Origin of the sequence: Achromobacter xylosoxidans A8 (genome assembly GCF_000165835.1) — a bacterium.
In the GTDB taxonomy this organism is placed as follows: Bacteria; Pseudomonadota; Gammaproteobacteria; order Burkholderiales; family Burkholderiaceae_B; genus Achromobacter; species Achromobacter xylosoxidans_B.
In genome coordinates, this window is record NC_014640.1 from 3,258,515 (window position 1) to 3,279,490 (window position 20,976).

The 20,976-nt window shown below is 67.7% G+C and carries 20 protein-coding genes; 11 read left to right on the forward strand and 9 right to left on the reverse strand.

Annotation, left to right across the window (positions count from 1 at the left end; all coding sequences use genetic code 11):
• The first annotated feature begins 24 nt into the window (after nt 1-24).
• The 11 genes from AXYL_RS15140 to AXYL_RS15190 all read left to right on the forward strand — a co-directional run bounded on the left by AXYL_RS15140 (nt 25) and on the right by AXYL_RS15190 (nt 10,838).
• Complete coding sequence (locus AXYL_RS15140) at nt 25-819, forward strand: SDR family NAD(P)-dependent oxidoreductase (RefSeq protein ID WP_013393682.1); 795 nt, start codon at nt 25-27, stop codon at nt 817-819.
• A gap of 29 nt (nt 820-848) precedes the next feature.
• Entirely contained in the window at nt 849-1,889 is a 1,041-nt protein-coding gene (locus tag AXYL_RS15145) for a WD40/YVTN/BNR-like repeat-containing protein (RefSeq protein WP_013393683.1), read from the forward strand.
• A gap of 20 nt (nt 1,890-1,909) precedes the next feature.
• Nucleotides 1,910-2,395, forward strand: a complete 486-nt coding sequence (locus AXYL_RS15150) for a VOC family protein (RefSeq protein ID WP_013393684.1) — start codon at nt 1,910-1,912, stop codon at nt 2,393-2,395.
• 49 nt (nt 2,396-2,444) lie between these two features.
• Nucleotides 2,445-3,047 carry an amino acid synthesis family protein gene (locus tag AXYL_RS15155; protein WP_013393685.1) on the forward strand — a complete coding sequence of 201 codons (603 nt, stop codon included), beginning with the start codon at nt 2,445-2,447 and terminating at the stop codon, nt 3,045-3,047.
• Nucleotides 3,048-3,058: 11 nt separating this feature from the next.
• Nucleotides 3,059-3,901, forward strand: a complete 843-nt coding sequence (locus AXYL_RS15160) for an alpha/beta fold hydrolase (RefSeq protein ID WP_013393686.1) — start codon at nt 3,059-3,061, stop codon at nt 3,899-3,901.
• Between the two features lie 46 nt (nt 3,902-3,947).
• Complete coding sequence (locus AXYL_RS15165) at nt 3,948-5,633, forward strand: bifunctional 3-(3-hydroxy-phenyl)propionate/3-hydroxycinnamic acid hydroxylase (protein WP_013393687.1); 1,686 nt, start codon at nt 3,948-3,950, stop codon at nt 5,631-5,633.
• Nucleotides 5,630-7,225, forward strand: coding sequence for a sulfatase-like hydrolase/transferase (locus AXYL_RS15170; protein ID WP_013393688.1), 1,596 nt, complete (start codon nt 5,630-5,632; stop codon nt 7,223-7,225). Before AXYL_RS15165 ends, AXYL_RS15170 begins: the two co-directional genes overlap by 4 nt.
• Nucleotides 7,226-7,369: 144 nt before the next feature.
• Complete coding sequence (locus AXYL_RS15175; RefSeq protein WP_041653517.1) at nt 7,370-8,320, forward strand: Bug family tripartite tricarboxylate transporter substrate binding protein; 951 nt, start codon at nt 7,370-7,372, stop codon at nt 8,318-8,320.
• A 152-nt stretch (nt 8,321-8,472) separates the two neighbouring features.
• Nucleotides 8,473-9,264 (forward strand): amino acid ABC transporter substrate-binding protein, encoded by a 792-nt coding sequence (locus AXYL_RS15180; protein WP_013393690.1) that lies wholly within the window; start codon nt 8,473-8,475, stop codon nt 9,262-9,264.
• A 145-nt stretch (nt 9,265-9,409) separates the two neighbouring features.
• Nucleotides 9,410-10,063 carry an amino acid ABC transporter permease gene (locus AXYL_RS15185; protein ID WP_013393691.1) on the forward strand — a complete coding sequence of 218 codons (654 nt, stop codon included), beginning with the start codon at nt 9,410-9,412 and terminating at the stop codon, nt 10,061-10,063.
• Between the two features lie 22 nt (nt 10,064-10,085).
• Nucleotides 10,086-10,838: an amino acid ABC transporter ATP-binding protein gene (locus AXYL_RS15190; RefSeq protein ID WP_013393692.1), complete on the forward strand. Its 753-nt coding sequence runs from the start codon at nt 10,086-10,088 to the stop codon at nt 10,836-10,838.
• A gap of 73 nt (nt 10,839-10,911) precedes the next feature.
• Here the strand turns inward: AXYL_RS15190 and AXYL_RS15195 are convergent, their stop codons facing one another.
• The 9 genes from AXYL_RS15195 to AXYL_RS15235 form a co-directional block, all read right to left on the reverse strand.
• Nucleotides 10,912-11,103, reverse strand: a complete 192-nt coding sequence (locus AXYL_RS15195; RefSeq protein ID WP_013393693.1) for a hypothetical protein — start codon at nt 11,101-11,103, stop codon at nt 10,912-10,914.
• A 16-nt stretch (nt 11,104-11,119) separates the two neighbouring features.
• A complete protein-coding gene (locus AXYL_RS15200; RefSeq protein ID WP_080551068.1) occupies nt 11,120-11,935 on the reverse strand; it encodes an ABC transporter ATP-binding protein in 816 nt (271 codons plus the stop codon).
• A complete protein-coding gene (locus AXYL_RS15205; RefSeq protein WP_013393695.1) occupies nt 11,914-12,948 on the reverse strand; it encodes a FecCD family ABC transporter permease in 1,035 nt (344 codons plus the stop codon). The genes AXYL_RS15200 and AXYL_RS15205 overlap by 22 nt, the downstream gene beginning before the upstream one ends.
• Nucleotides 12,945-13,934 carry a FecCD family ABC transporter permease gene (locus tag AXYL_RS15210; protein ID WP_013393696.1) on the reverse strand — a complete coding sequence of 330 codons (990 nt, stop codon included), beginning with the start codon at nt 13,932-13,934 and terminating at the stop codon, nt 12,945-12,947. Before AXYL_RS15210 ends, AXYL_RS15205 begins: the two co-directional genes overlap by 4 nt.
• Nucleotides 13,927-14,997, reverse strand: coding sequence for an ABC transporter substrate-binding protein (locus tag AXYL_RS15215; RefSeq protein ID WP_013393697.1), 1,071 nt, complete (start codon nt 14,995-14,997; stop codon nt 13,927-13,929). The genes AXYL_RS15210 and AXYL_RS15215 overlap by 8 nt, the downstream gene beginning before the upstream one ends.
• 20 nt (nt 14,998-15,017) lie before the next feature.
• Nucleotides 15,018-17,234, reverse strand: a complete 2,217-nt coding sequence (locus tag AXYL_RS15220) for a TonB-dependent siderophore receptor (RefSeq protein WP_013393698.1) — start codon at nt 17,232-17,234, stop codon at nt 15,018-15,020.
• 104 nt (nt 17,235-17,338) lie between these two features.
• Complete coding sequence (locus AXYL_RS15225; protein WP_013393699.1) at nt 17,339-18,529, reverse strand: multidrug effflux MFS transporter; 1,191 nt, start codon at nt 18,527-18,529, stop codon at nt 17,339-17,341.
• A 176-nt stretch (nt 18,530-18,705) separates the two neighbouring features.
• The gene (locus tag AXYL_RS15230) at nt 18,706-19,677 is read right to left on the reverse strand and encodes a helix-turn-helix transcriptional regulator (protein WP_049797795.1); all 972 of its coding nucleotides are present in this window, start codon (nt 19,675-19,677) and stop codon (nt 18,706-18,708) included.
• 102 nt (nt 19,678-19,779) lie between these two features.
• Nucleotides 19,780-20,946: an aromatic ring-hydroxylating oxygenase subunit alpha gene (locus AXYL_RS15235; protein WP_013393701.1), complete on the reverse strand. Its 1,167-nt coding sequence runs from the start codon at nt 20,944-20,946 to the stop codon at nt 19,780-19,782.
• Between the last annotated feature and the right edge of the window lie 30 nt (nt 20,947-20,976).

Sequence of the window (20,976 nt, forward strand, 5' to 3'; positions counted from 1 at the left end):
GCTATATATAAGGAGCTTCAAAGCATGGACTTGCAACTCAAGGGGAAAGTCGCCGTGGTCACGGGCGGCAGCCTGGGCATCGGGCGCGCGGTGACGGAAGCGCTGGCGGCCGAGGGCGTGCGCGTGGCCATCGTGGCGCGCCGCCAGGCGCAGCTGGACGAAGTGGCGGCTGAAATCACCAAGGCCACCGGCGTGGAGGTGCTGGGCGTGGCGGCCGACGTGTCGGACACGGCCCAGGTCAACGCCATGATGCAGCGCGTGGCCGAACACTTCGGCCGCATCGACATTCTGGTCAACGGCGCGGCCCACCCCGGCGGCCTGGTACGCAGCGAGATCGACGAGGCCGATCCCGAAGGCCTGCTGGAAGACATCAACATCAAGGTGGTGGGCTATATGCGTTGCGCCAAGGCTGCGGCGCCGCACATGCGCCAGGGCGGCTTCGGCCGCATCGTCAACATCGGCGGCTTGACGGGACGCGGCAGCAAGCAGCTGTCGGGCATGCGCAATGTGGCCATCTGCCACATGACCAAGACCCTGTCCGACCAGTTGGGGCCGCACGGCATCACGGTCAACGTGATCCATCCGGGCGTGGTCGAAACGCCCCACATCCATGAGCTGTACGAAAAGGAAGCCGCCAAGCAGGGGCTGACCGCCGCCCAGGTCGAGGCCAACTACGCCCGCGCTACGCCCATACGCCGGGTGCTGCAGCCGGCCGAGATCGCCGACGCGGTGCTGTTCCTGGCATCTCCGCGCGCGGGGGCCATTACCGGCGAATCGCTGGGGGTGGACGGCGGCATCACGCGCGGCATCTTTCTTTGAACCGCTGATTCTTGTTCGGGAGTCTGGATATGCAAGGCACGATACTGGTCGGCACGGCTGGCCAAGGAATACTGCGCAGCGTGGACGACGGCGCCACCTGGCATCGTCTGGGGCTGAAGGAAGCGATCGAGTTCGACGGCACCGTGCGCAGCCTGGCCGTGGACCCGGCCGACCCGCGCCGCGTGTTTGCCGGCGCGGACGTCGGTATGTGCGTCAGCACCGACGGCGGCGCGCATTTCACCCGGGTCGACAGCCCCATGGACGGCATGACCGTCTGGGCCATCGCCATCGACCCCAAGAATCCGCGGCGCATGTACGCGGGCACCGGCGCGCCGTCGCGCGCCGCCATGTTCCGTTCGGTGGACGGCGGCGCGAGTTGGCAGCGGCTGTCGCCGGAACTGCCCGAGTTCTGCCGTGGCGTGAACCGCCCGCGCATCCTGTCGGTCTGCGTCGATCCGGACGACGGCCGCGAAGTCTGGTTCGGGGTCGAGGAAGGGGGCCTTTGGCACAGCCGCGATGGCGGCGATAGCTGGTCGCGCCAGGACGAGGAGGGCAATGCGGATGCCATTGCCAACCCCGACATCCATTGCGTCGCGGTGCTGCCGGCCACGGCCAGCGCGCCCAAGACCGCCATGGTGCTGACCGTGAACTCCGTCTACCTCAGCGAGGACGGCCGGCGCTGGGACGGCGTGGCGTCGAAGTCGCGCTTCGATGGCATGTACTACACCCGTACCGTGCAGGCGCTGCCCGACGATCCCGACGCGCTGCTGTTGGCCATCGGCGACGGCACGCCCGGCACGCGCAGCAAGATCTACCGCTCGTCCGACCGGGGCCGCAACTGGCAGCCGGCATTGCTGCACACCGCGCCCAATTCCACCTTCTGGGCCTTCGGCGTGCACGCCGCCGATCCGCGGCTGGCCTTTGCCGGCACCAAGTACGGCCATCTGTTCCGCTCTACCGACGGCGGCCGCAGCTGGTTCAAGGAATGGCGCGATTTCAGCGAAATCACCGCCGTGGCCTGGACGCCGTACGCCGCGCCCGTGACCGCGCATCCCCAGTCCATCAACTGATATCCAAGCCCGAGACCGCCATGTCCACGAATACCACGCTTGCGCCGGCAGACCGCCGGCCGCGCATCGCGCGCACCCACCTGGCCCTGTTCGTGCGGGACCCCTTCGCTTCGGCGCCCTGGTACGAATCCGTGCTGGGCATGCAGGAGACGGCGCGCGGCGAGCAATGGGTGTTCCTGTCCTTCGGGCGCAAGCACCACGACATCGCCCTGATCCGCGCGGCCGAAGGCGAGCCCGCCCGCGGCCCGGTCAACATGCAGCACTACGGCCTGGAGATCGAGGGCGACGTGGACGAACTGCGCCGCCTGTACGGCATGTTGCTGGCCAAGGGCGTGGAGGTGGTGAAGATCACCGACCACAAGGTGGGCTACGGGCTGTATTTCACCGACCCCGACGGCCACCGCTTCGAATTCTTCTGCGAGACCGTGCACGGCGACGAAGAGGGCAAGCAGGTCCTGCACGACCACAACGCGCCCAGCGTCCCGATGACGCTGGAACCCCTTTGATCACCCGCGCGGCGCATCCATTCCCGACCCGACATTTTCTGGAGCATCCATGAGCAACACCAACTTCGGCCCTTACCACATCCGCAAATGGTATTTGCAGATCGAAGACACCCTGGCCACCGAGACCGGCGAACCGGCTGACGGCGAACCGCTGCGCAAGATTGTCATCGCGGCGGCGCTGCACAACCCCTATGCGGGCCGGTTCGAGCGCGACCTGTCGGCCTACGTCGAACCCTCGGGCATGCTGGGCGAGGAATTCGGCCGGCGCGTCATCGCAGCGGCCGGCGGCCAGCCGCTGGAAAGCTACGGCAAGGCTTGCGTGGTGGGCACGGACGGCGAGTACGAGCACGGCAATGCGCTGCTGACCACCATCTTCGCCGAACCCGTGCGTGCGGCGCTTGGTGGCGGCAAGGCCTGGGTCCCGTCCACCGGCAAGCGCGGCGGCCCTGGCACCGTCATCGACATTCCGCTGGCGCATAAGGACGCGCTTTATGTCCGTTCGCACTACGACAGCGTGACCGCGCTGTTCGGCGACGCGCCCAACCGCGACGAAGTGCTGATCGCCTTCGCCTTCGCCACCCGCGGCCGCCTGCATGCGCGCCTGGGCGGGATTCCCGCCAGCGAAATCCAGGGCAAAGACGGACTCTGCTGAAGGAACCCGACATGCAACGCCGCGACACCGACATCGCCGTCAACGGCATGACCCTGCATCTGACCGAGTGGGGCCCGCAGGACGGGCGTCCGCTATTCATGCTGCATGGCATCCGCGGCTACGCCGAGACCTTTGCCGGCATCGCGCAGGCCTTGCAGCCGGACTTCCGCGTGCTGGCCTATGACCAGCGCGGCCGCGGCGCCAGCAGCTGGGATCCGGGGCGCAACTACTACACCGACGCCTACGTGGACGACCTGGCGGGCGTGGCCGACGCCCTGGGCCTGGAAAGTTTCGACCTGTTGGGCCATTCGATGGGCGGCATTGCCGCCATCGTCTTCGCCGCCCGCTATCCGCAGCGCGTGCGGCGCCTGATCGTCGAGGACGCCGGACCCGCCGCGTTCGAAGGCAGCGCGGGGGCGGCGCGCATCCAGCGCGAACTGCGCGAGACGCCCGCGTCCTTTCCGGACATCGACGCGGCCCGCGAGTACCTGCGCGCCTTGCGGCCCAGCGTGACCGAAGCCGCCCGCGAGGAACGGCTGCGCCACATGCTGAAGGAGGATGGATCGGGCGGCTGGACCTGGCGTCATGACCACGCCGGCATCGCCGCCACCCGGCTGGATCCCGATCCGGCGCGCGTGGTGGACCTGTGGCCGCAGGTCCAGGCGCTGGCCTGTCCGACGCTGGTGGTGCGCGGCGGGCGCTCGGACTACCTGCAAGCCCAGACCGCCTGCGACATGGCGGCGCGCAACCCGAACCTGGAGTGGATCGAGATCGCCGGCGCCGGCCATTACATCCACGACGACCAGCCCGAGGTCTTCAATCAGGCCGTGGGCGGGTTCCTGCGGCGCGCCTGACCCGCCGCCCGCAAGGCCAACAACAAGAATCCAAGGGAGAGCCAATATGGCGCATATCGTAGAAGTGCCGGTGCTGGTGGTGGGCGCCGGGCCGGTCGGCGTGACGCTGGCCAACCTGCTGGGCAGCTATGGCGTGGAAACGCTGGTGCTGGAGCGCAACCAGGACGTGCTGGACTTTCCGCGCGCGGTGGGCCTGGACGACGAGGCCATGCGCACTTTCCAGAGTGCGGGCCTGGCCGACGAGATGCTGCGCGACATGATCCAGAACGTGCCCATGCGCATGTACACGCGCACCAAGCGCTGCTTCGCCGAGATCCTGCCGGCCACGCGCGAGTTCGGCTGGTATCGCCGAAACCTGTTTTCGCAGCCGCTGGGAGAACGCACCTTGCGCGCCGGGCTGCGGCGTTTTCCGCATGTGACGCTGGAGCTGGGCAGCGAGCTGCTGTCGCTGCAGCAGGACGAGCGCGGCGTCACGGTGCGGGTGCGCCAGGCCGACGGCGCCGAGCGCGAGATCCGCGCGCAGTACCTGCTGGCCGCCGACGGCGGGCGCAGCACGGTGCGCGAACGCCTCTTGCAGCTGCCGTTCGACGGCAACACGCATCCGCGCAAGTGGGTGGTCATCGAATGCGACCAGGATCCGCTGGACGCGCCTTACACCGCGCTGCATTGCGAGCCACGCCGCCCCTATGTCTGCCTGCGCCTGCCTTACGGCCTGCGGCGCTGGGAATTCATGCTGTTCCCGGGCGAGGACGGCGAGCAGATGCTGCAGCCGGAAAAAGTGCGGGAACTGCTGCGCCACCACGTGGCCGACCCCAGTAAGCTCAACGTCATCCGTGCCCGCGTCTATACCCACAATTCCCGCGTGGCGCGCAGCTTCGTCTCGGGCCGCGTCTGCCTAGCGGGCGACGCCGCGCACCTGACCCCTCCCTGGATCGGCCAGGGTCTGAACGCCGGCCTGCGCGACGCCTTCAACCTGGCCTGGAAGGTGGCCTGGATCGTGCAAGGCCGCCTGGATCCGGCCGCCTTGCAGAGCTACCACGACGAACGCCACAGCCACGCGCGCGCCATGATCTCGCTAGCTGACATGTTCGGCGCCATGCTGTCGCAGACCAACCCCGTGCTGGCGGCGTTGCGCGACACGTTCTTCATGTCGATCCGGAACATTCCGAAGATTCGGGACTATGTGCTGCAGATGAAATTCAAGCCCATGCCGCGCTATAGCCGTGGCGTGGTGGGCGACAGCGCCGACAAGACGCAGCGCGAGTGCATCGGCCGCATGTTCATCCAGCCGCTGGTCGAATGCGAGAACGGCGCCACGCAGCGCCTGGACGAAGCGCTGGGCGCGGGATTCGCCCTGATAGGCTGGCGCCGCGATCCGCGCGCCGGGCTGCCGCCGGCCCTGCGGGCGCAACTGGACAAGCTGGGCTGCCGTTACGTGGCGGCGCAGCGCGCGCGCAGCGGTTGCGATCCCGACGAGCTGCAGGCTGGAGCCTTGCCCGTGCTGCAGGACACGGAAAATGCGCTGCATTTCTGGTTCCAGCGCACACGCGCCGACTGGGTGCTGGTGCGTCCCGACCGCTACGTGGCGGCGCTGGGCCGTAGCGAGGACGCGGCCGACGCCCTGGGCCGCTTTGCGGCCCGCTTCGTGCCTGGGGCAACCCAGGCAGCCGCCCGGCTGGCGGACAGCGCCGTACACGCGCCCGGGGCCATCCTGAACGGAGCGCAGCCATGAACGCGTCCGCCCCGGCCGCGACCCCCAAGGTACGCAACGTGCTGTTCATTATGTGCGACCAGCTGCGCGCCGATCACCTGTCCTGTTACGGCGGCGCCGGCGCTTTGCGCACGCCCAATATCGACCGGCTGGCGCGCTTGGGGGTGCAGTACGACCGGGCTTACGTGACGTCCGCGGTCTGCGGCCCGTCGCGCGCGTCCTACTACACCGGCCGCTATCCGCTGTCGCACCGCGTCACCTGGAACCGCGTGCCGCATCCGGTGGATGAATGGTGCCTGGGCGAGTACCTGGCCCAGGCCGGCTTGCCGCTGCACTTGCTGGGCAAGACGCACTTCGTGCCGGACCGCGCCGGATTGCGCGCCAAGGGCTACGCCGCCGAAGACGAGCAACGCTTCCTGCAGGGCGGATTCGTGCCAATCGAACGCTACGACGGCCATTTCGAACTGGCCAAGGACAGCGCGTACCGCCGCTACCTGCGCGAACGCGGCTACGACAGCGAGCGGCCCTGGGAAGACTACGTGGTAGGCAGCCAGGCGGCCGACGGCAGCCTCGCCAGCGGCTGGCTGATGCGCAACGCGCCGCTGCCGGCCAGGGTGGACGCGGCCGATTCCGAGACGGCCTACCTTACCGACCGGGCCCTGGGTTTCATGCAGGAGCAGGGCGACCAGCCGTGGGCGCTGCATCTGTCATACATCAAACCGCACTGGCCCTACAAGGCGCCGGCGCCGTACCACGCCCTGTTTGGCGCGGAAGATTGCGAGCCGCCGGTGCGTTCGCAGGCGGAACGGGAACGTCCGCATCCGGTGCACGGCGCCTACCAGCGGCTGGAGGAGTCGGAGTCCTTCGCCCGCGACGAGGTCTGGCGCAGCATCCGGCCGGTCTACATGGGGCTGGTCAAGCAGATCGACGACCAGATCGGCCGCGTGCTGGACTTCCTGGAGCGCAGCGGCCGGCTGAAGGACACCTTGATCCTGTTCACCTCGGACCACGGCGACCACCTGGGCGACCACTGGCTGGGCGAAAAGGAATATTTCTACGACAGCGCCATGCGCGTGCCTTGCCTGGTCTATGACCCCGCGGCCGCGGCGGATGCGACCCGCGGCACTCGCAGCGACGCTTTTGTCGAGTGCATAGACATCGTCCCCACGGTGCTGGACGCGCTCGACCTGCCACCCCAGGCGCACCGCATCGAGGGCCGGTCGCTGCTGCCCGGGATTCGCGGGGAGTCCGGTTCGGCGCCGCCCGCGCGCGAGTACGTGATCGGCAGCCTGGACTACGCCTACCGCGAGGCCCGATTGTTCCTGGGGCGCGGCGAGCGGGAATGCACCGGCCTGATGGTGCGCGACGAGCGCTACAAGTACCTGCACTGGCAAGGCTATCGCAGCCAATTGTTCGATCTGCGCGACGACCCGGGCGAACTGCATGATCTGGGCGCCGATCCGGGCATGGCGCCGGTCGCGGCCCGGATGCGCTCGGCGCTGCTGGACTGGCACCAGGGTTTGAAGCGCCGCGCCAGCGAAACCGACGAGGAGGTGCGCGAGCGCACGCATGCGCACGAACGGATGATGGGCATTCTGATCGGCCGCTGGTGAAGCGCGCCGGTCCTGATCTGGGTTTCCAGCCGTCCAGGGCCGTTCTGGCCCCGGGCGGCAATTCAGTCGCCGGCTTCGACCGGAACGACGCATACAAGGGGAAGTACCATGGGATCGCCGTACCGTTGTTGTTTTCAACCTGTATTGTGGGCCGCGCTTGCGCTGCTGCCGGCCGGGCAGGCCGCGGCCCAGGTCTGGCCGTCGGACACCGTGAAGATTGTGGTGCCGTATCCGCCCGGCACCGAGCCCGACGTGCTGGCGCGCGACCTGGGTAACCGCCTCTTCAAGGAAAATGGCAAGACCGTGGTGGTGGAGAACCGGCCCGGCGCCAACGCCATCATCGGCAGCGACTACGTCGCCAAGGCGGCGGGCGACGGCAACACCCTGCTGATGGTGGACCGGCTGGCGCTGGAGACCAATCCCTTTCTGTACGCCAAGGTGCCATACCGTTGGCAAGAGGACTTCAAACCCGTCACCGACCTGGGCCAGGTGCAGTTGTACGTCGCGGTCAGCAATGCGTTTCCGGCCAAGACCTACAAGGAATTCATCGATTACGCCCGCGCCAATCCGCAGCGCATCAATGTCGGCACCGGCGGCCAGGGCCACGTGAACCACCTGGGCATGGCCATGCTGGCCAGCGCCGAAGGGGTGCAGTTCACCTATGTGCCGTTCAAGGGCGTGGCGCCGGCGATGACCGCGACCATGGCCGGCGACGTGGACAGTGTCATGGCCGGCGGTCTGGCCGTGTCGGAACAGTACAAGGCCGGCAAGATCCGGGTGCTGGTGGCCGGCGCCACCCAGCGCGCCGCCATGTTGCCTGACGTGCCGACCCTGCAGGAGGCCGGCGGCAAGGCCGGCAGCATTCCGTCCACGGTCTTCACGCTGTTGGCTCCGGGCAAGACGCCCGACGCCCTGGTGGCGCGGATCAACCAGGCGGTGACGGCGGTCACGGCGGATCCTTCCTTCCGCCAGACCTATGAGGCGCGCGGCCTGCTGGTGCGCGGTTCGACGCCCGAGGCCACCCTGGCCGCCATGAAGGAGGAGGCCGGCCGCTATGAAATTCTGATCAAGGCCGCGGGCATCAAGCAGGATTGAGGCGGGTTCCGGGCGGCGGCGGCCCGGGCTTTCCTGCGGTATCTGTCAGGGGGGACGGATCGCGCCCCCGCAAGAGGATAAAATACCGGCTCGCGGCTTTTTGACTGGCCATTCCGGCATTCTTCATTCTTGCGCCCGGCGCATCCATAACGATGAAAAAACTGACAGCTGTACTCCTCGCTTCCGCCACCGCGCTGCTGACCGCTTGCGGTCCCAGCGACAATGCGCCCGCCGCCGGCGCGCAGGCGCCTGCCGCCGCCAAGAAGGTCGTGGTTGGCCTGGATGACAACTTCCCGCCCATGGGTTTCCGCGACTCGAACAACCAGATCGTCGGTTTCGACATCGACATGGCCAAGGAAGCCAGCAAGCGCCTGGGCCTGGAAGTGGAATTCAAGCCCATCGACTGGAGCGCCAAGGAAGCCGAACTCAACGGCAAGCGCGTCGACGTGCTGTGGAACGGCCTGACCATCACCGAAGAGCGCAAGAAGAACATCAGCTTCACCGCGCCCTACATGGCCAACCACCAGATCATCATCGTCGGCAACGCGTCGCCCGTGAAGCTCAAGGCTGACCTGGCCGGCAAGGTCGTGGGCGCCCAGGATGGCAGCAGCGCCACCGACGCCATCGCCAAGGACCCGGTCGCCGCGCAAATCAAGGAAGTCAAGAAGTTCGGCGACAACGTCACCGCACTGATGGACCTGGCCGCCGGCCGCCTGGACGCCATCGTGGTGGACGAAGTGGTGGGCCGCTACCTGATCAGCAAGCGCGCCGGCGAGTACCGCGTGCTGGACGAGAACTTCGGCACCGAAGACTACGGCGTCGGCGTGCGCAAGGACGACACCGAACTGCTGGGCAAACTGGACAAGACCCTGGATTCGATGAAGCAGGACGGCACCGCCGGCCGCATCGCCACCCAGTGGTTCGGCGCCAACATCATCAAGTAAAGGGCCAGCGGCGCCCGCGGCCATCGCGCCCGGGCGTCCAGACCCAAGTTCCACAGCCCGCCGCGGCGCCGACGCGCCAGGCGGGCTGATTCATGAATCGATCCAACCTTGGCGTCCACGGACGCTGACGGCGCGAACCCACTGCATGGACTACGTACTCTCCCTATTGGGACCATTGGCGCAAGGCGCGAAAGTCACCTTGACGCTGTTTTTCATCACGCTGGCGCTGGCCGTCCCCCTGGGACTGGTGCTGGCGCTGGTGCGGATCTCGAAATGGCGGCTGGCCAGCAACCTGGTCAATGGCTATATCTGGCTCATGCGCGGCACGCCGCTGATGCTGCAGATGCTGTTCATCTACTTCGCGCTGCCGTTCGTGCCCGTGATCGGCATCCGCCTGCCGGACTTTCCCGCCGCCGTGGTGGCCTTCGCGCTGAACTACGCGGCCTATTTCGCCGAGATCTTCCGCGCCGGCATCCAGTCGGTGGACCGCGGCCAGTACGAGGGCAGCAAGGTCCTGGGCATGACCTATCTGCAGACCCTGCGCCGCATCGTGCTGCCGCAGATGGTGCAGCGGGTGCTGCCGCCCATGAGCAACGAGACCATCACCCTGGTCAAAGACACCTCGCTCATCTACGTGCTGGCGCTCAACGACATCCTGCGCACGGCGCGCGGCATCGTGCAGCGCGATTTCACGACCACGCCGTTCCTGGTCGCCGCCGCCTTCTATCTCATCATGACGCTGATCCTGACGTGGTTCTTCCAGCACATGGAAAAGCGCTATGCCAAATATGACCAGTAATTCTCCGTCCGCGCGTCCCGTCATGATCGAGGCCCGCGAGATCATCAAGTCGTTCGGCTCCAATCGCGTGTTGGATCGGGTTTCGCTCAGCCTGGGCCAGGGCGAGGTCGTCGCGGTGATCGGGCCGTCGGGCTCGGGCAAGAGCACCTTCCTGCGCTGCCTGAACCACCTTGAAACCATCGACGAGGGCAGCATCGAGGTCGAAGGCGAGGCCATGGCCCGCGCCGTGCCGGGTGGGCGCAGCCAGTACGCCAGCGACGCCGACGTGCGCCGCATCTGCCGCAAGATGGGCATGGTGTTCCAGTCGTTCAACCTGTTCCCGCACATGACCGTGCTGCAGAACATCATCGAGGCGCCCATCACCGTCAAGGGCATGACGCGCGCCCAGATCGTTCCCAAGGCGGAAGAGCTGCTGCGCAAGGTCGGCCTGCTGAACAAGCGCGACAATTATCCGACGCGCCTGTCCGGCGGCCAGAAGCAGCGCGTGGCGATCGCCCGGGCGCTGGCCATGGAGCCGGACATCATGCTGTTCGATGAACCCACCTCGGCGCTGGATCCGGAACTGACCGGCGAAGTCCTGCGCACCATGAAGCAGCTGGCCGACGAACGCATGACCATGCTGGTCGTGACCCATGAAATGGGCTTCGCGCGCGAAGTCGCGCACCGGGTCATCTTCATGGACGAAGGCCGCATCGTCGAGGAAGCGCCTTCGGCCGACTTCTTCCGCGCTCCGCGCGAGGCGCGCAGCCGCGAGTTCCTGGCGCATATGCTCTGAGGATGCGCCGCCGTCGCATGAACAAAGCCCGCTATGGCGGGCTTTGTTCATTTCTCGTAGGCTGCATTTGCCGTCAGGCGCTGGCGAAAAACACGTAGTCGGTAATGCGGCCGCCGATCCATAACTCGACATCGACGGTCCGCAAGCCGGCGATTGACAGGTCCGCCAATGCAGACTTGAGCTTCGGCCGGAGCAGGACGATGCCGGCCAGGTAGGCCACTCCCGCCTCGGGGCCGCCCATTCTTCCGCTCAGGGAAACCTCCATTGATACTCCTGAAAAGCTAGCGCGCGCGCCGGGGCACGACCATGGGGCTGCCGGTCTCGGGGTCGGGCATGACGCGGCAATCCAGATCGAAGACCTGGCGCATCATGTCCTCGGTCACGACCGGACGGACATCGCCGTGCGCCGCGATCCGCCCATCGCGCATCATCACGATCCTTTCAGCGTAGCGCAAGGCCAGGTTGAGATCGTGCAGCACCACCACCAAGGTGCGTCCGGCGCGGTGCAACCGGGCGCACAGCTCAAGCAAGTCGAGCTGGTGGCGGATGTCGAGGAAAGTGGTGGGTTCGTCGAGCAGCATGATGCCGGCTTCCTGAGCCAGCACCAGCGCCAGCCAGGCGCGCTGGCGTTGGCCGCCGGAGAGCGTGTGCACGGGTTCATCGGCGATTGCGTCCAGATCCGTGGCCGCCAGGGCGGCGTCGACGGCGCTGGCGTCCGCCGCCGACCATTGCCGCAACAGGGACTGATGCGGATAGCGGCCGCGGGCGACAAGGTCGCGGACGGTGATCATCTCGGGCGCAATCGGCTGCTGCGGCAGGTAGGCCAGGCGGCGCGCCAGCGTCTTTCGGCGCAGGCTGGCGAGGTCGGCGCCGTCGAGCAGGGCGCGGCCCCGGCTGGGAGTCAAGGCGCCGCCCAACACGCGCAGGAGCGTGGATTTGCCGCAGCCGTTGGGGCCCAGGATTACGGTGAACGAGGCCGGCGCGATCTCCAGCGTCAAACTGTCCAGTACGCGGCGGGCGCCGTAGGACAGGCTGACGTCCCGGAGTTGGAGGACGGGTGTGGGCGTTGTGGCAGTCACGTTGAAACCTTGCGCCATTCGAGCATGAGCAGAAATGCGAGATAGAGGCCGCCGATGCCTGCGGTAAGCACGCCCACCGGCAAGCCGTTGGCGCCAGCCGAACGCGACAGCAGGTCGGCGCCTGCCAGCAGCACGGCGCCGGTCAACGCGGCTAGCAGGGGCTGCGGGCCGTCGGCAGGGACGCAGCGCCGCGCAATCTGCGGGGCCGCAAGCGCAATGAAGGCGATGGGGCCGGCGACGCTGACGGCGGCGGCCGCGGCCAGCACGGCCAGCAGCGTCGCCGCCAATCGGTTGGACCCAGGGGCGACGCCCAAGGCGTGCGCGACGTCGTCGCCCATTTCCAGCAGCCGCAGGCGCGCGCTCAGCCCGAGTGCCAAGGGCAGCAGCAGCGCGCAGGCCGTGGCGATCAGCGCAACATCGTTCCAGGTCTTGCCGGCCAGATTGCCGTTGAGCCAGGTCGCGGCCAGATGCGCCTGTTCGCGGCGCAGATTGGAGAGACCGTACTGCACGAAGGCGAAGGCGATGGCGGCCACCGCGATGCCCGCGACCACCATGCGTTGGGGCGCGGAGAAACCCGCGCCGGATCCAAACCAGACCCCCGCCGTCGCCAGCAGCGCCCCGCCTGCGGCGCCCCACGCCAGCGGCATCGCTCCCGGCCAGACCATTGTCACCGCCACCGCGCCTGCCGACGCGCCTGCGGTGAGGCCGATGATGTCGGGGCTGCCCAGCGGGTTGCGGGTAATGCTCTGGAACAGCGCGCCGGACAGGGCCAGCGCGGCGCCGGCGCCCAACGCGGCCAGGGCGCGGGGCAGTCTGACCGTATAGATCAGCCAGTGCTCGATTGCGGTACCGCCGCCCGCCAGGATCCGTCCAAGACGGGGCCAGCCTGGTCCTTGCTCTCCCGTCAACAGGGCGCCCGCAATCGAGGCAAGGGCCAGCGCGGCCAGCAGCAAGGCGTAGGCCAGCGCGCGTGGCGTGTAGGGGAGCGACAGCCAGGCGCCGACGCGCAGCATGCGCCGCCGGCCGCTCAAGGAGGGCTCCCGGGCTGGCGGCGCAAGGCCGCCAGCAGGAACGGCGCGCCGAGGAACGCGGCTACCACGCCGGTCAGCAGTTCTGCCGGCGCCCGCAGCAGGCGCGCCAGGATGTCGGCCGCGAGCATCAGCAGAGGACCCAGCAGCAGGCAGTAGGCGAGTTGCCAGCGCAGGTCGGGACCGCCGATGCGGCGGGCGATATGCGGAACCGCCAGACCGACGAAGGCGATAGGGCCCGCGGCTGCGGTGGCGGCAGCGGCCAGGACAGCGACGCCGAGCAGGCCCAGCGCGCGGTACAGCCCGGCGCGCACCCCGAGCGCCTGGGCCAGCGCCTGTCCCAGCGCCAGGACGTTCAAGGGCCGGGCCAGTGCAAGCGCCAGCAGCAGGCCGGCACCGATATAGGGAGCGGCCCGGGCCACTTCGGTGAGGGATCGTCCTGCCAGCGAGCCGACGGCCCAGAATCGATAGGCGTCGAAGATGTCCTCATGCAGCAGGGCCACAGCCTGCACGTAAGCAAACAGCACCGCGTTGACCGCCGCGCCGGCCAGGATCAGGCGCACGGGCTGCAGGCCGCGGCCGCCGGCACCGATCATGTACACGGCCACGGCCGCGGCCAGCGCGCCGGGCAGGGCCGCCCAGAACGGATGGGCGGGCAGGCCGCCGAGCACGAGGGTGGTGGTCACGATGGAGGCAGCGGCGCCGGCGTTGACGCCCAACAGTCCGGGTTCCGCCAGCGGATTGCGGGTCAGGGCCTGGATCAGCGCGCCAGCGACGGCCAGCGCCGCGCCGGTCAGCAAGGCCAGCAAGGTGCGTGGCACACGCGAGGCAACCACCAGCGCGGCGTAACTGTCATCGGCTTGGAACAGGGCATGCCAGACCGAGGCGGGAGACAGATTACGTGAACCGAGCCAGAGGCTGCCCAGGGTGGCGGCGGCGAGCAACAGACAGGTTGCGCCCAGGCCGGCGGCACGGGCGGACTTATTCATTTCGCACGCCGGGCCCGGCTTCGGAGCGCTGGGCAGCAGCGGCCAACGCCGGCGCCAGCCTGCCTAGCATCCAGTCCACGGCCAGCGGCGTGCCCGAGGACGAGGCCATGATCAGCGCCGGGTCGCTCAGCGCCACATAGGCGCCGCGCTTCACGGCGGGGATGGCGGCGAACAGCGGCAGCGCCGCGGTCCGGTCGCGCTCCTGGGGGGTATAGAACCAGGACACCAGCACGTCGGCGTCGCCCAGTGCGTCCGCATGCTCGAAACCCAGATAATGGGCGAAATGGCCGGCGCTAGCGTGCAGGCCTTGCATGGACGGCGCCAGTTTCAGGCCCATGGCGGCAATCGTGTCCACGCGCGGATCTCCCGCCACATAGGCCGCGAAATTGCCCGAACCCAGGTCGGCGCGCACATAGGCAAAGGTCTTGCCGGCCAGCACGGGGTGGTCGCGCGAGGCCTGCGCCAGTGCGCCGCGGATTTGCGCCTTGAGCGCCGCGGCCTGTTCGCGCTGGCCCAGCGCGGCGGCGACCAGGTCGATCTGCGTATCCACCGGGGTCAGGAATGGCTGTTCCGGATAGGCCACCACCGGCACCAGTCGCGACAGTTGCGCATAGGCCTCGGCGCTGACGCCGGAAAAGGGCGCCAGCACCAGGTCCGGCCGCAGCGCGACGATGGCTTCGACGTCCAGTTCCGGAAACATGGCGATGGCCTGCGGCAGCGGCGCGCCGCGGGCCTCGATCGCGGCACGCACCCAGGGCCAGTAGTGGTCGGCGTCGCCGCCCCAGTCGGCCCGGCCCACCCCGACCGGGACCACCCCCAACGACAGCGCCAGATCGTCGGCGCCCAGGCCCAGCGTGACCACGCGTTTGGGCGGCGCCGCGATGACGGCCCGACCCAGAGCGCTGTCTATCGTGACGGGAAAGCCATCGGCCCGGGCCGCCTGTGGCGCTGGCGCGTCCGGCGCATCGGCAGCGCGATCGCAGGCCGCCAGGGCGAGCGAGGCCAGGCAGGCGGCGCCGGCCCGCAGGATCGCACGCTTGAAACTTGAGAAGCCAAGACGCATCGTGCAGGCAAATCCCCCGATCAATATTGAGCCCTGAGCGTCAGCATGACGTTGCGGGGCGCGCCCCACCAGCCCTGGCTGAAAAAGCCGATCTGGTCGTAATACTTCTTGTCGAACAGGTTGTTGACGTTGAGGGTGGCCGAGACTTGCTTGCTGAACTCGTAGCGCGCCATCAGGTTGACCAGCATGTAGCTGCCTTGCTCCACGTCCACGTTGCCGCGCGGGCTGGGGGCGGACTGGTACATGCGGCTTTGCCAGTCCATGCCGCCGCCCACCGTCAGCCGGTTCAGGTCGCCAGGCAGGCGATAGGTTGTGTAGAGCTTGAACAGGCTGCGCGGATGGCTGGTGTTGATGGGCTTGCCGTCGGCGTCCTTGGCGGTGAAGTGCGTGTAGCTGGCCGCGATGTTCCAGTTGGGCATGATCTGCCCGGTGGTTTCCAGCTCGAAGCCTTCGACCTTGGCGCCGGATACCGCGCGATAGGCCTGCGTGCCGGGCATGCCTATGACCGACTCGCCGGGAATGGCCTGCGCCAGGTTGTTCTGGCGGGTCTGGTACAGCGACACGGCCGCGTCCAGCAGGCCGTCCAGGTAAGACGCCTTCAGACCGATCTCGTAGCTCTTGCCGTCGATCGGCGGCAGGATGGAACCGCTGGGCGAGCGCGCGTTCTGCGGCTGGAAGATCTCGGTGTAGCTGGCGTAGGCGGTGTAGGTCTTGTCGATGTCGTAGATCAGGCCCGCGTAGGGCGTGAACTGGTCGTTGATCTTGTATTGGCGCTTGCTGCCGAAGTAGGTCTGGTTCGTCTCCCAATTGCTCCAGCGTCCGCCCACGATCAGGTGCAGCGGATCGGCCAGCGAAAACCGGCCCACGGCGTAGGTTCCGGTCTGCTTGACCCGCATGTCGTCGGCGGGCGTCTTGCGGCTGGACCATGTCGGTTCGGCGATATGGTCCTGGCGCCAGTCGAAGAAGCTGCCGATGGCGGGCTTGGCCCCCACCATCAGGTACTGGCCGATGTCGCTATGGTCGTCCACGCTCATCCAGCCCAGGGCCAGCTCATGCTTGCGGCCGAACAGCTGGAACGGACCCGACAGCGTCAGGTTGATGTCGTCGCGCGAGCGATCGCCATCGTAGTTGTTGAAGTTGCTGGTCATGCCCGTGCCGCTGGCGCGGTCCGGATAGCCGCCGCGATAGAGCTGCTTCATGCGGTATTCGCCCTCATTGTGGCTATAGGCGGCGCGCGCCTTCCAGTCGTTGGCGAAGCGGTGGCTCAGGTCCACGAAGGTGGTGGTCGATTCGGTGTCGATGCGCGCCCAGCGCGTGTTGTTGGCCACGGACCGGTTGAAATCGGTGCGCGAGCCGTCCGAATAGAACAGCGGGAAACCGCTGCCAAAGCCGTTGCTCTGGTTGCGCTGATATTCCACGCCGACGGTGAGCAGCGTATCGGGAGTGAGGTCGGCGCTGATGACGCCGTACAGCGTGCGATTGCGCGTATCCAGGAAGGTGACATAGTCGTCGCCTTGGCTGTAGGCGGCGACGAAGCGCGAGCGGATGCGTCCGTTCTCCGTCAACGGCACGGACAGGTCGGCGTCGCCGCGCACGTAATCCCAACTGCCAGCGCTGGCGCTGCCGGACAGCGCGAACTCGCGCAGCGGCTTCTTGCGGATGAAGTTCACTGCGGCGGAGGGATTGCCCGAGCCGGTCATCAGGCCGGTGGCGCCGCGCACGATCTCCACGCGGTCGTAGATGGCAGCGTCCATGTCGGTGGAGCCGTAGTTCCATTGGCTGAGGATGGGCGCATTCAGGCCGTCGAACTGGAAATTGTCGATCGCGAAGCCGCGCGCCGAGAACGACAGGCGGTTGCTGTCGCTGCGCGTGACGGAGATGCCTGGCGCGCTGGCCAGGATGGAACCGGTGTCCTGCAAACCCTGGTCCTCGATTTGCTGGCGCGTCACTACGCTGACCGATTGCGGCGTCTCCCGCGGCGACAGCGTCAGGCCGGTTGCGGTGCTCATGGCCTCGGTGTTGTAGGCATGGGTGCCTTCGGTGGTGCCGGCGACGCCGGCGCCCCTGACCGTGACGGCGGGGAGTTCGGCGGGATGGTCGGCGCCCGATGACGAGCTGGATTGCGCACTGGCTGCGTGATAGGGCAAGGCAGAGCACAGCAAGGCCGTCCGGACGGCCAGGGTAAGCAGATACGCCCGGCGCGTAGGCGCGTGCGGCGGGGACAGTGCGGGGGACATGAACACAAGCTCCAGCTGAAAGATTTGGTAATGAGAATTATTGTTTTTGCTGGAGACTTGAACGTATGCCGGAGGATGCGATGCGTATGCTGAACGCCGCCGGATCAACCCGATCGGGCGTTCGCCAAAGGCGTGGACTGCCGTTGCAGCCAGGCCCAGCCTGCCGCGCTCGCGGCGACGCAGGCCAACATCGCAAGCGCCAGGGCCAGGGGCCGGCCGTAGATCATGGGTACGCCCCAGCCGCTGGCTACCGAGAAAGCCAGCATCTGGGTGAAGCCGAGCATCGAGGCCGCGGTGCCGGACAGCCCTGGCGCACGGGCGAGAATCTGCAGGGTCATGCCCGGGACGCACATGGCCAGGCCGCAGGTATAAAGGCCGGGCAGGATCACCGCCCAGGGCAGGGCGGGCCGTCCGGCGCCCGCGGCGTATATGACGCTCGCGAGGCAACTGCCGCCCATCAAGGCATACGCGAGCCAGGTGATGCGGTGGTCGCTCCAGCGCCCGGCCTTGCGCGCCGCGAACAGCGCGCCTGCCATGGCCCCGATCACGAGCGGTACGAACAGATACGCGAAATCCGTTTCGGGCAGGCTGAGGACGTTGGCGATGAAGTCCGGCGCGGCGCCGATGAGGAAACCCTGGGCCGCGAAGATCAGGCTGAAAGCGATGGCAAGTGCAGCGAACCGCCGGTCCGCGAGAACCATGCCGTAGCCGGAAGCCAGTGAGCGCCACGACAGCGGCCTGCGCCGGCTGGCGGGCAGCGTCTCGGGAAGCTTCCAGGCGCACAACGCCCAGGCCGTCGCGGCCAGCGCGGCGAGCATCAGGAAGACGGCACGCCAGCCCAGCTGCGCGGCCAACTGACCGCCGACTATGGGCGCCAACGCCGGCGACAGATTGAACACCAGGATCAGATAGGACATGACGCGCTGCGCCGCCGGTCCTTCGTAGCAGTCGCGCACGATGGCCTGGCCCACCACGATGCCGGCGCCGGCCGAGAGGCCTTGCAGCGCCCGCGCCGCCAACAGCCAGGCGAAGCTCGGCGCTGCAACGGCCAGCGCGCTGCCGCCGATGTAGCAGACCAGCGCCGCGAGGATGACGCGGCGCCGGCCCAGCGAGTCGGACAGCGTGCCATGCAGCAGCAGCATCGCCGCGTAGCAGAACATGTAAACGCCCAGGGTCAGCTGCACTGTTTCCTGCGGCACGCCGAACTCCCGCTCCAGCGCGGCGAAGGCGGGCAGATAGGCGTCGACCGTGGCCGGGGCCACGCAGGCCAGCAGGCCCAGCATCAACACCATCATGGGAAAGGAAGTCGGGAGGTCGGGGCGAGGCACGTGGGCGTCCGGGGCAGGGGCTTTCCGGGACGGAAAGCATGGCCCCATGGTCGCGCGCCAGGCGCGGCAGGATGAATGGGCAACGCCGCAAGAGCAATGGGTGCTGCCGAAAGCCGCGGGCGAAGGCGCTCACGGCGGCCCGCTCAGTTCAGTTCGCTGGGGGCAACGCCATAGCGCTCGCGGAACGCCGTGGCAAAGTTGGTGGCGTGCCGGTAGCCCACGCAATGCGCTGCCTGCTGCACGCTGCAGCCCCGCGCCAGCTGCTCGCGGGCGACTTCCAGGCGGCGTTCGCGCAGCCAGGCGAAGACGGAACACTGGTAGGCGGCGCGGAACTTGGCGCGCAGGGTGCTGGGACTCATGCAGGCCAGCTTTGCCAGATCCTCAAGCGTGTGCTCCTCGCCGGGCGCGCTGTGCAGCCGTTCCCGTACCCGCTCCAGCAACTGCCGGTCACGTCGCGACACCGCGCCGACCTCGGGCTCCCGCTGGTCCAGCGACGCCAGCGCATGCGCCAGAAGTTGCGCGCCGACGCCCTCGCGCAGCATGGCGCGCAGCGGATCGTCCCAGCGGCATTCCAGCAGATGTTCGATGGCCTGCATCAGGTGCGCCTGCACTTGCCAGCGTCTCAGCCGGAAGGCGGGGGTGCGCAAGACTTTGCGGATCTGGTCGCTGAACGGGTCGTCGTCCGCGCCGTCCGGTTCGGACAGCGACAGATTGACGCTGCGCAGCCGTTGGCCTGCATGGTGGATGCCGGTCATGGCGACCGTATCGCCGTACGCGGCGCTGACGCCGCTTTGGGCAACGAGCTGCAGGTCGTCATGACCGCCCACGCGCGCCTGGGCCTGTCCTTGCAGCATGACGATGGCCGAAAAGCGGGGCGTCATGACGGAGGTCGATTCGTAATGGTGATGCACCAGCACGTCGGACATAACCAGGGTCAGGCCGGGCCGGATCGCATGCTCTTCGACGCGGCCCTCGGCGATGCAGACGGTATCCGGATCGGCGCCTGCGCTGTCGAACCCCGGCAACTGGTAGTGGAATCCGTTATGGCCGCCCAGGCGGTTGAAATCTGCGACGGTGAATCGGACAGTGGGGGAGGAAGGATTCAATGGCGTCACTCGCGCTGCGGGTTGAGTCCTCGGGCGTTGGCACGGGGAGGCGGCGGGGTTCAAATGAGAATAGCATATATTCGCATTGATTCGACGGCATTGCGGAGCCTCTCAGGGCGCGGCGCAATCTCCCAGCTGGTCGCCCATGATGTCGCGGTACCACTCGTGGAAATGCAGCATTCCGTCTTCCATGGGCGATTGGTATGGACCGCTTTCGCTTACCCCGCGTCGCAGGAGCGCCAGCCTGCCGGCGTCCATGCGTTCGCCGATTTCGTCGTCTTCGATCGCGGTTTCCATGTAGGCCGCGCGCTGCGCCTCGACGAACTCGCGTTCGAACAGGGCGATTTCCTCGGGATAGTAGAACTCGGCGACGTTGACGGTTTCCTGCGGGCTTTTGGGGTAGAGCGTGGACAGCACCAGGACGTGCGGGTAGAGCTCGATCATGTGGGTGGGAAAGTACGTCACCCAGATCGCGCCGAAGTCCGGCGGCGCGCCGTCCCGGTAGCGCATCAATGTGCCGTGCCAGTCGCGGTATACGTCGGAACCAGGCTTTTCCAGGGAATCGTGCACGCCCACGCGTTGCAGGCTGTGGCGCTCGCCAAACTCCCAGCTCAGGTCATCGCAGGTAACGAAGCGTCCAAGGCCGGGGTGGAATGGCCCGACGTGATAGTCCTCCAGATAGACCTCGATGAAGGTTTTCCAGTTGTAGTTGCACTGGTGCACCTCGACGTGGTCCAAAACATAGTCCGAAAAATCGAATTCCGGCCGGGCGAACAGTCCGTCGAGATCCGCCTGCGGGTCGCCAGGGCCTTCGAACAGCAGGCCGTGGCAGCGCTTCAGGGGAAAACGCGGCAGGTTCAGGCATGGCGTGCTGGGAAATTGCGGTGCGCCCAGAATCTGGCCGCGATTGTCGTAGGTCCAACGGTGCAGCGGGCAGACGATGTTGCCGCCGCTGGCGGACAGGTTGCCTGCCGGTTTGCCCGGCCCGGCGACAGCGCCGGTCTCGCCGCCCAGGATGAGCGCCTGGCGGTGGCGGCATACGTTGGATATCAGCTCTACCCCGGCGGCGCCGCGCACCAGGACGCGCCCGCCGTCTTCATGCGGCAGCCTGCGCCAGTCGCCGGGTTCGGGTACGGTTTTCTCATGTCCGACATACAGCGGCGTGCGCTTGAATATCACTTCCTGTTCGCGGGCGAACAGGGCTTCGTCGAAATATGCCCGCACGTGCAGCGGGCTGAACGCCTGCTTTACGTGCGCAAGGCGGCCTACATCCGTCATGTCCGACTCCTTATGCCTTCCGCAAGGCCG

Excerpts from the sequence above, each read along its gene's own strand:
- AXYL_RS15140 (WP_013393682.1), top strand. The coding sequence starts at position 25 with ATGGACTTGCAACTCAAGGGGAAAGTCGCCGTGGTCACGGGCGGCAGC.
- AXYL_RS15145 (WP_013393683.1), top strand. The coding sequence starts at position 849 with ATGCAAGGCACGATACTGGTCGGCACGGCTGGCCAAGGAATACTGCGC.
- AXYL_RS15150 (WP_013393684.1), top strand. The coding sequence starts at position 1,910 with ATGTCCACGAATACCACGCTTGCGCCGGCAGACCGCCGGCCGCGCATC.
- AXYL_RS15155 (WP_013393685.1), top strand. The coding sequence starts at position 2,445 with ATGAGCAACACCAACTTCGGCCCTTACCACATCCGCAAATGGTATTTG.
- AXYL_RS15160 (WP_013393686.1), top strand. The coding sequence starts at position 3,059 with ATGCAACGCCGCGACACCGACATCGCCGTCAACGGCATGACCCTGCAT.
- AXYL_RS15165 (WP_013393687.1), top strand. The coding sequence starts at position 3,948 with ATGGCGCATATCGTAGAAGTGCCGGTGCTGGTGGTGGGCGCCGGGCCG.
- AXYL_RS15170 (WP_013393688.1), top strand. The coding sequence starts at position 5,630 with ATGAACGCGTCCGCCCCGGCCGCGACCCCCAAGGTACGCAACGTGCTG.
- AXYL_RS15180 (WP_013393690.1), top strand. The coding sequence starts at position 8,473 with ATGAAAAAACTGACAGCTGTACTCCTCGCTTCCGCCACCGCGCTGCTG.
- AXYL_RS15185 (WP_013393691.1), top strand. The coding sequence starts at position 9,410 with ATGGACTACGTACTCTCCCTATTGGGACCATTGGCGCAAGGCGCGAAA.
- AXYL_RS15190 (WP_013393692.1), top strand. The coding sequence starts at position 10,086 with ATGATCGAGGCCCGCGAGATCATCAAGTCGTTCGGCTCCAATCGCGTG.
- AXYL_RS15195 (WP_013393693.1), bottom strand. The coding sequence starts at position 11,103 with ATGGAGGTTTCCCTGAGCGGAAGAATGGGCGGCCCCGAGGCGGGAGTG.
- AXYL_RS15200 (WP_080551068.1), bottom strand. The coding sequence starts at position 11,935 with ATGGCGCAAGGTTTCAACGTGACTGCCACAACGCCCACACCCGTCCTC.
- AXYL_RS15210 (WP_013393696.1), bottom strand. The coding sequence starts at position 13,934 with ATGAATAAGTCCGCCCGTGCCGCCGGCCTGGGCGCAACCTGTCTGTTG.
- AXYL_RS15215 (WP_013393697.1), bottom strand. The coding sequence starts at position 14,997 with ATGCGTCTTGGCTTCTCAAGTTTCAAGCGTGCGATCCTGCGGGCCGGC.
- AXYL_RS15220 (WP_013393698.1), bottom strand. The coding sequence starts at position 17,234 with ATGTCCCCCGCACTGTCCCCGCCGCACGCGCCTACGCGCCGGGCGTAT.
- AXYL_RS15225 (WP_013393699.1), bottom strand. The coding sequence starts at position 18,529 with ATGATGGTGTTGATGCTGGGCCTGCTGGCCTGCGTGGCCCCGGCCACG.
- AXYL_RS15235 (WP_013393701.1), bottom strand. The coding sequence starts at position 20,946 with ATGACGGATGTAGGCCGCCTTGCGCACGTAAAGCAGGCGTTCAGCCCG.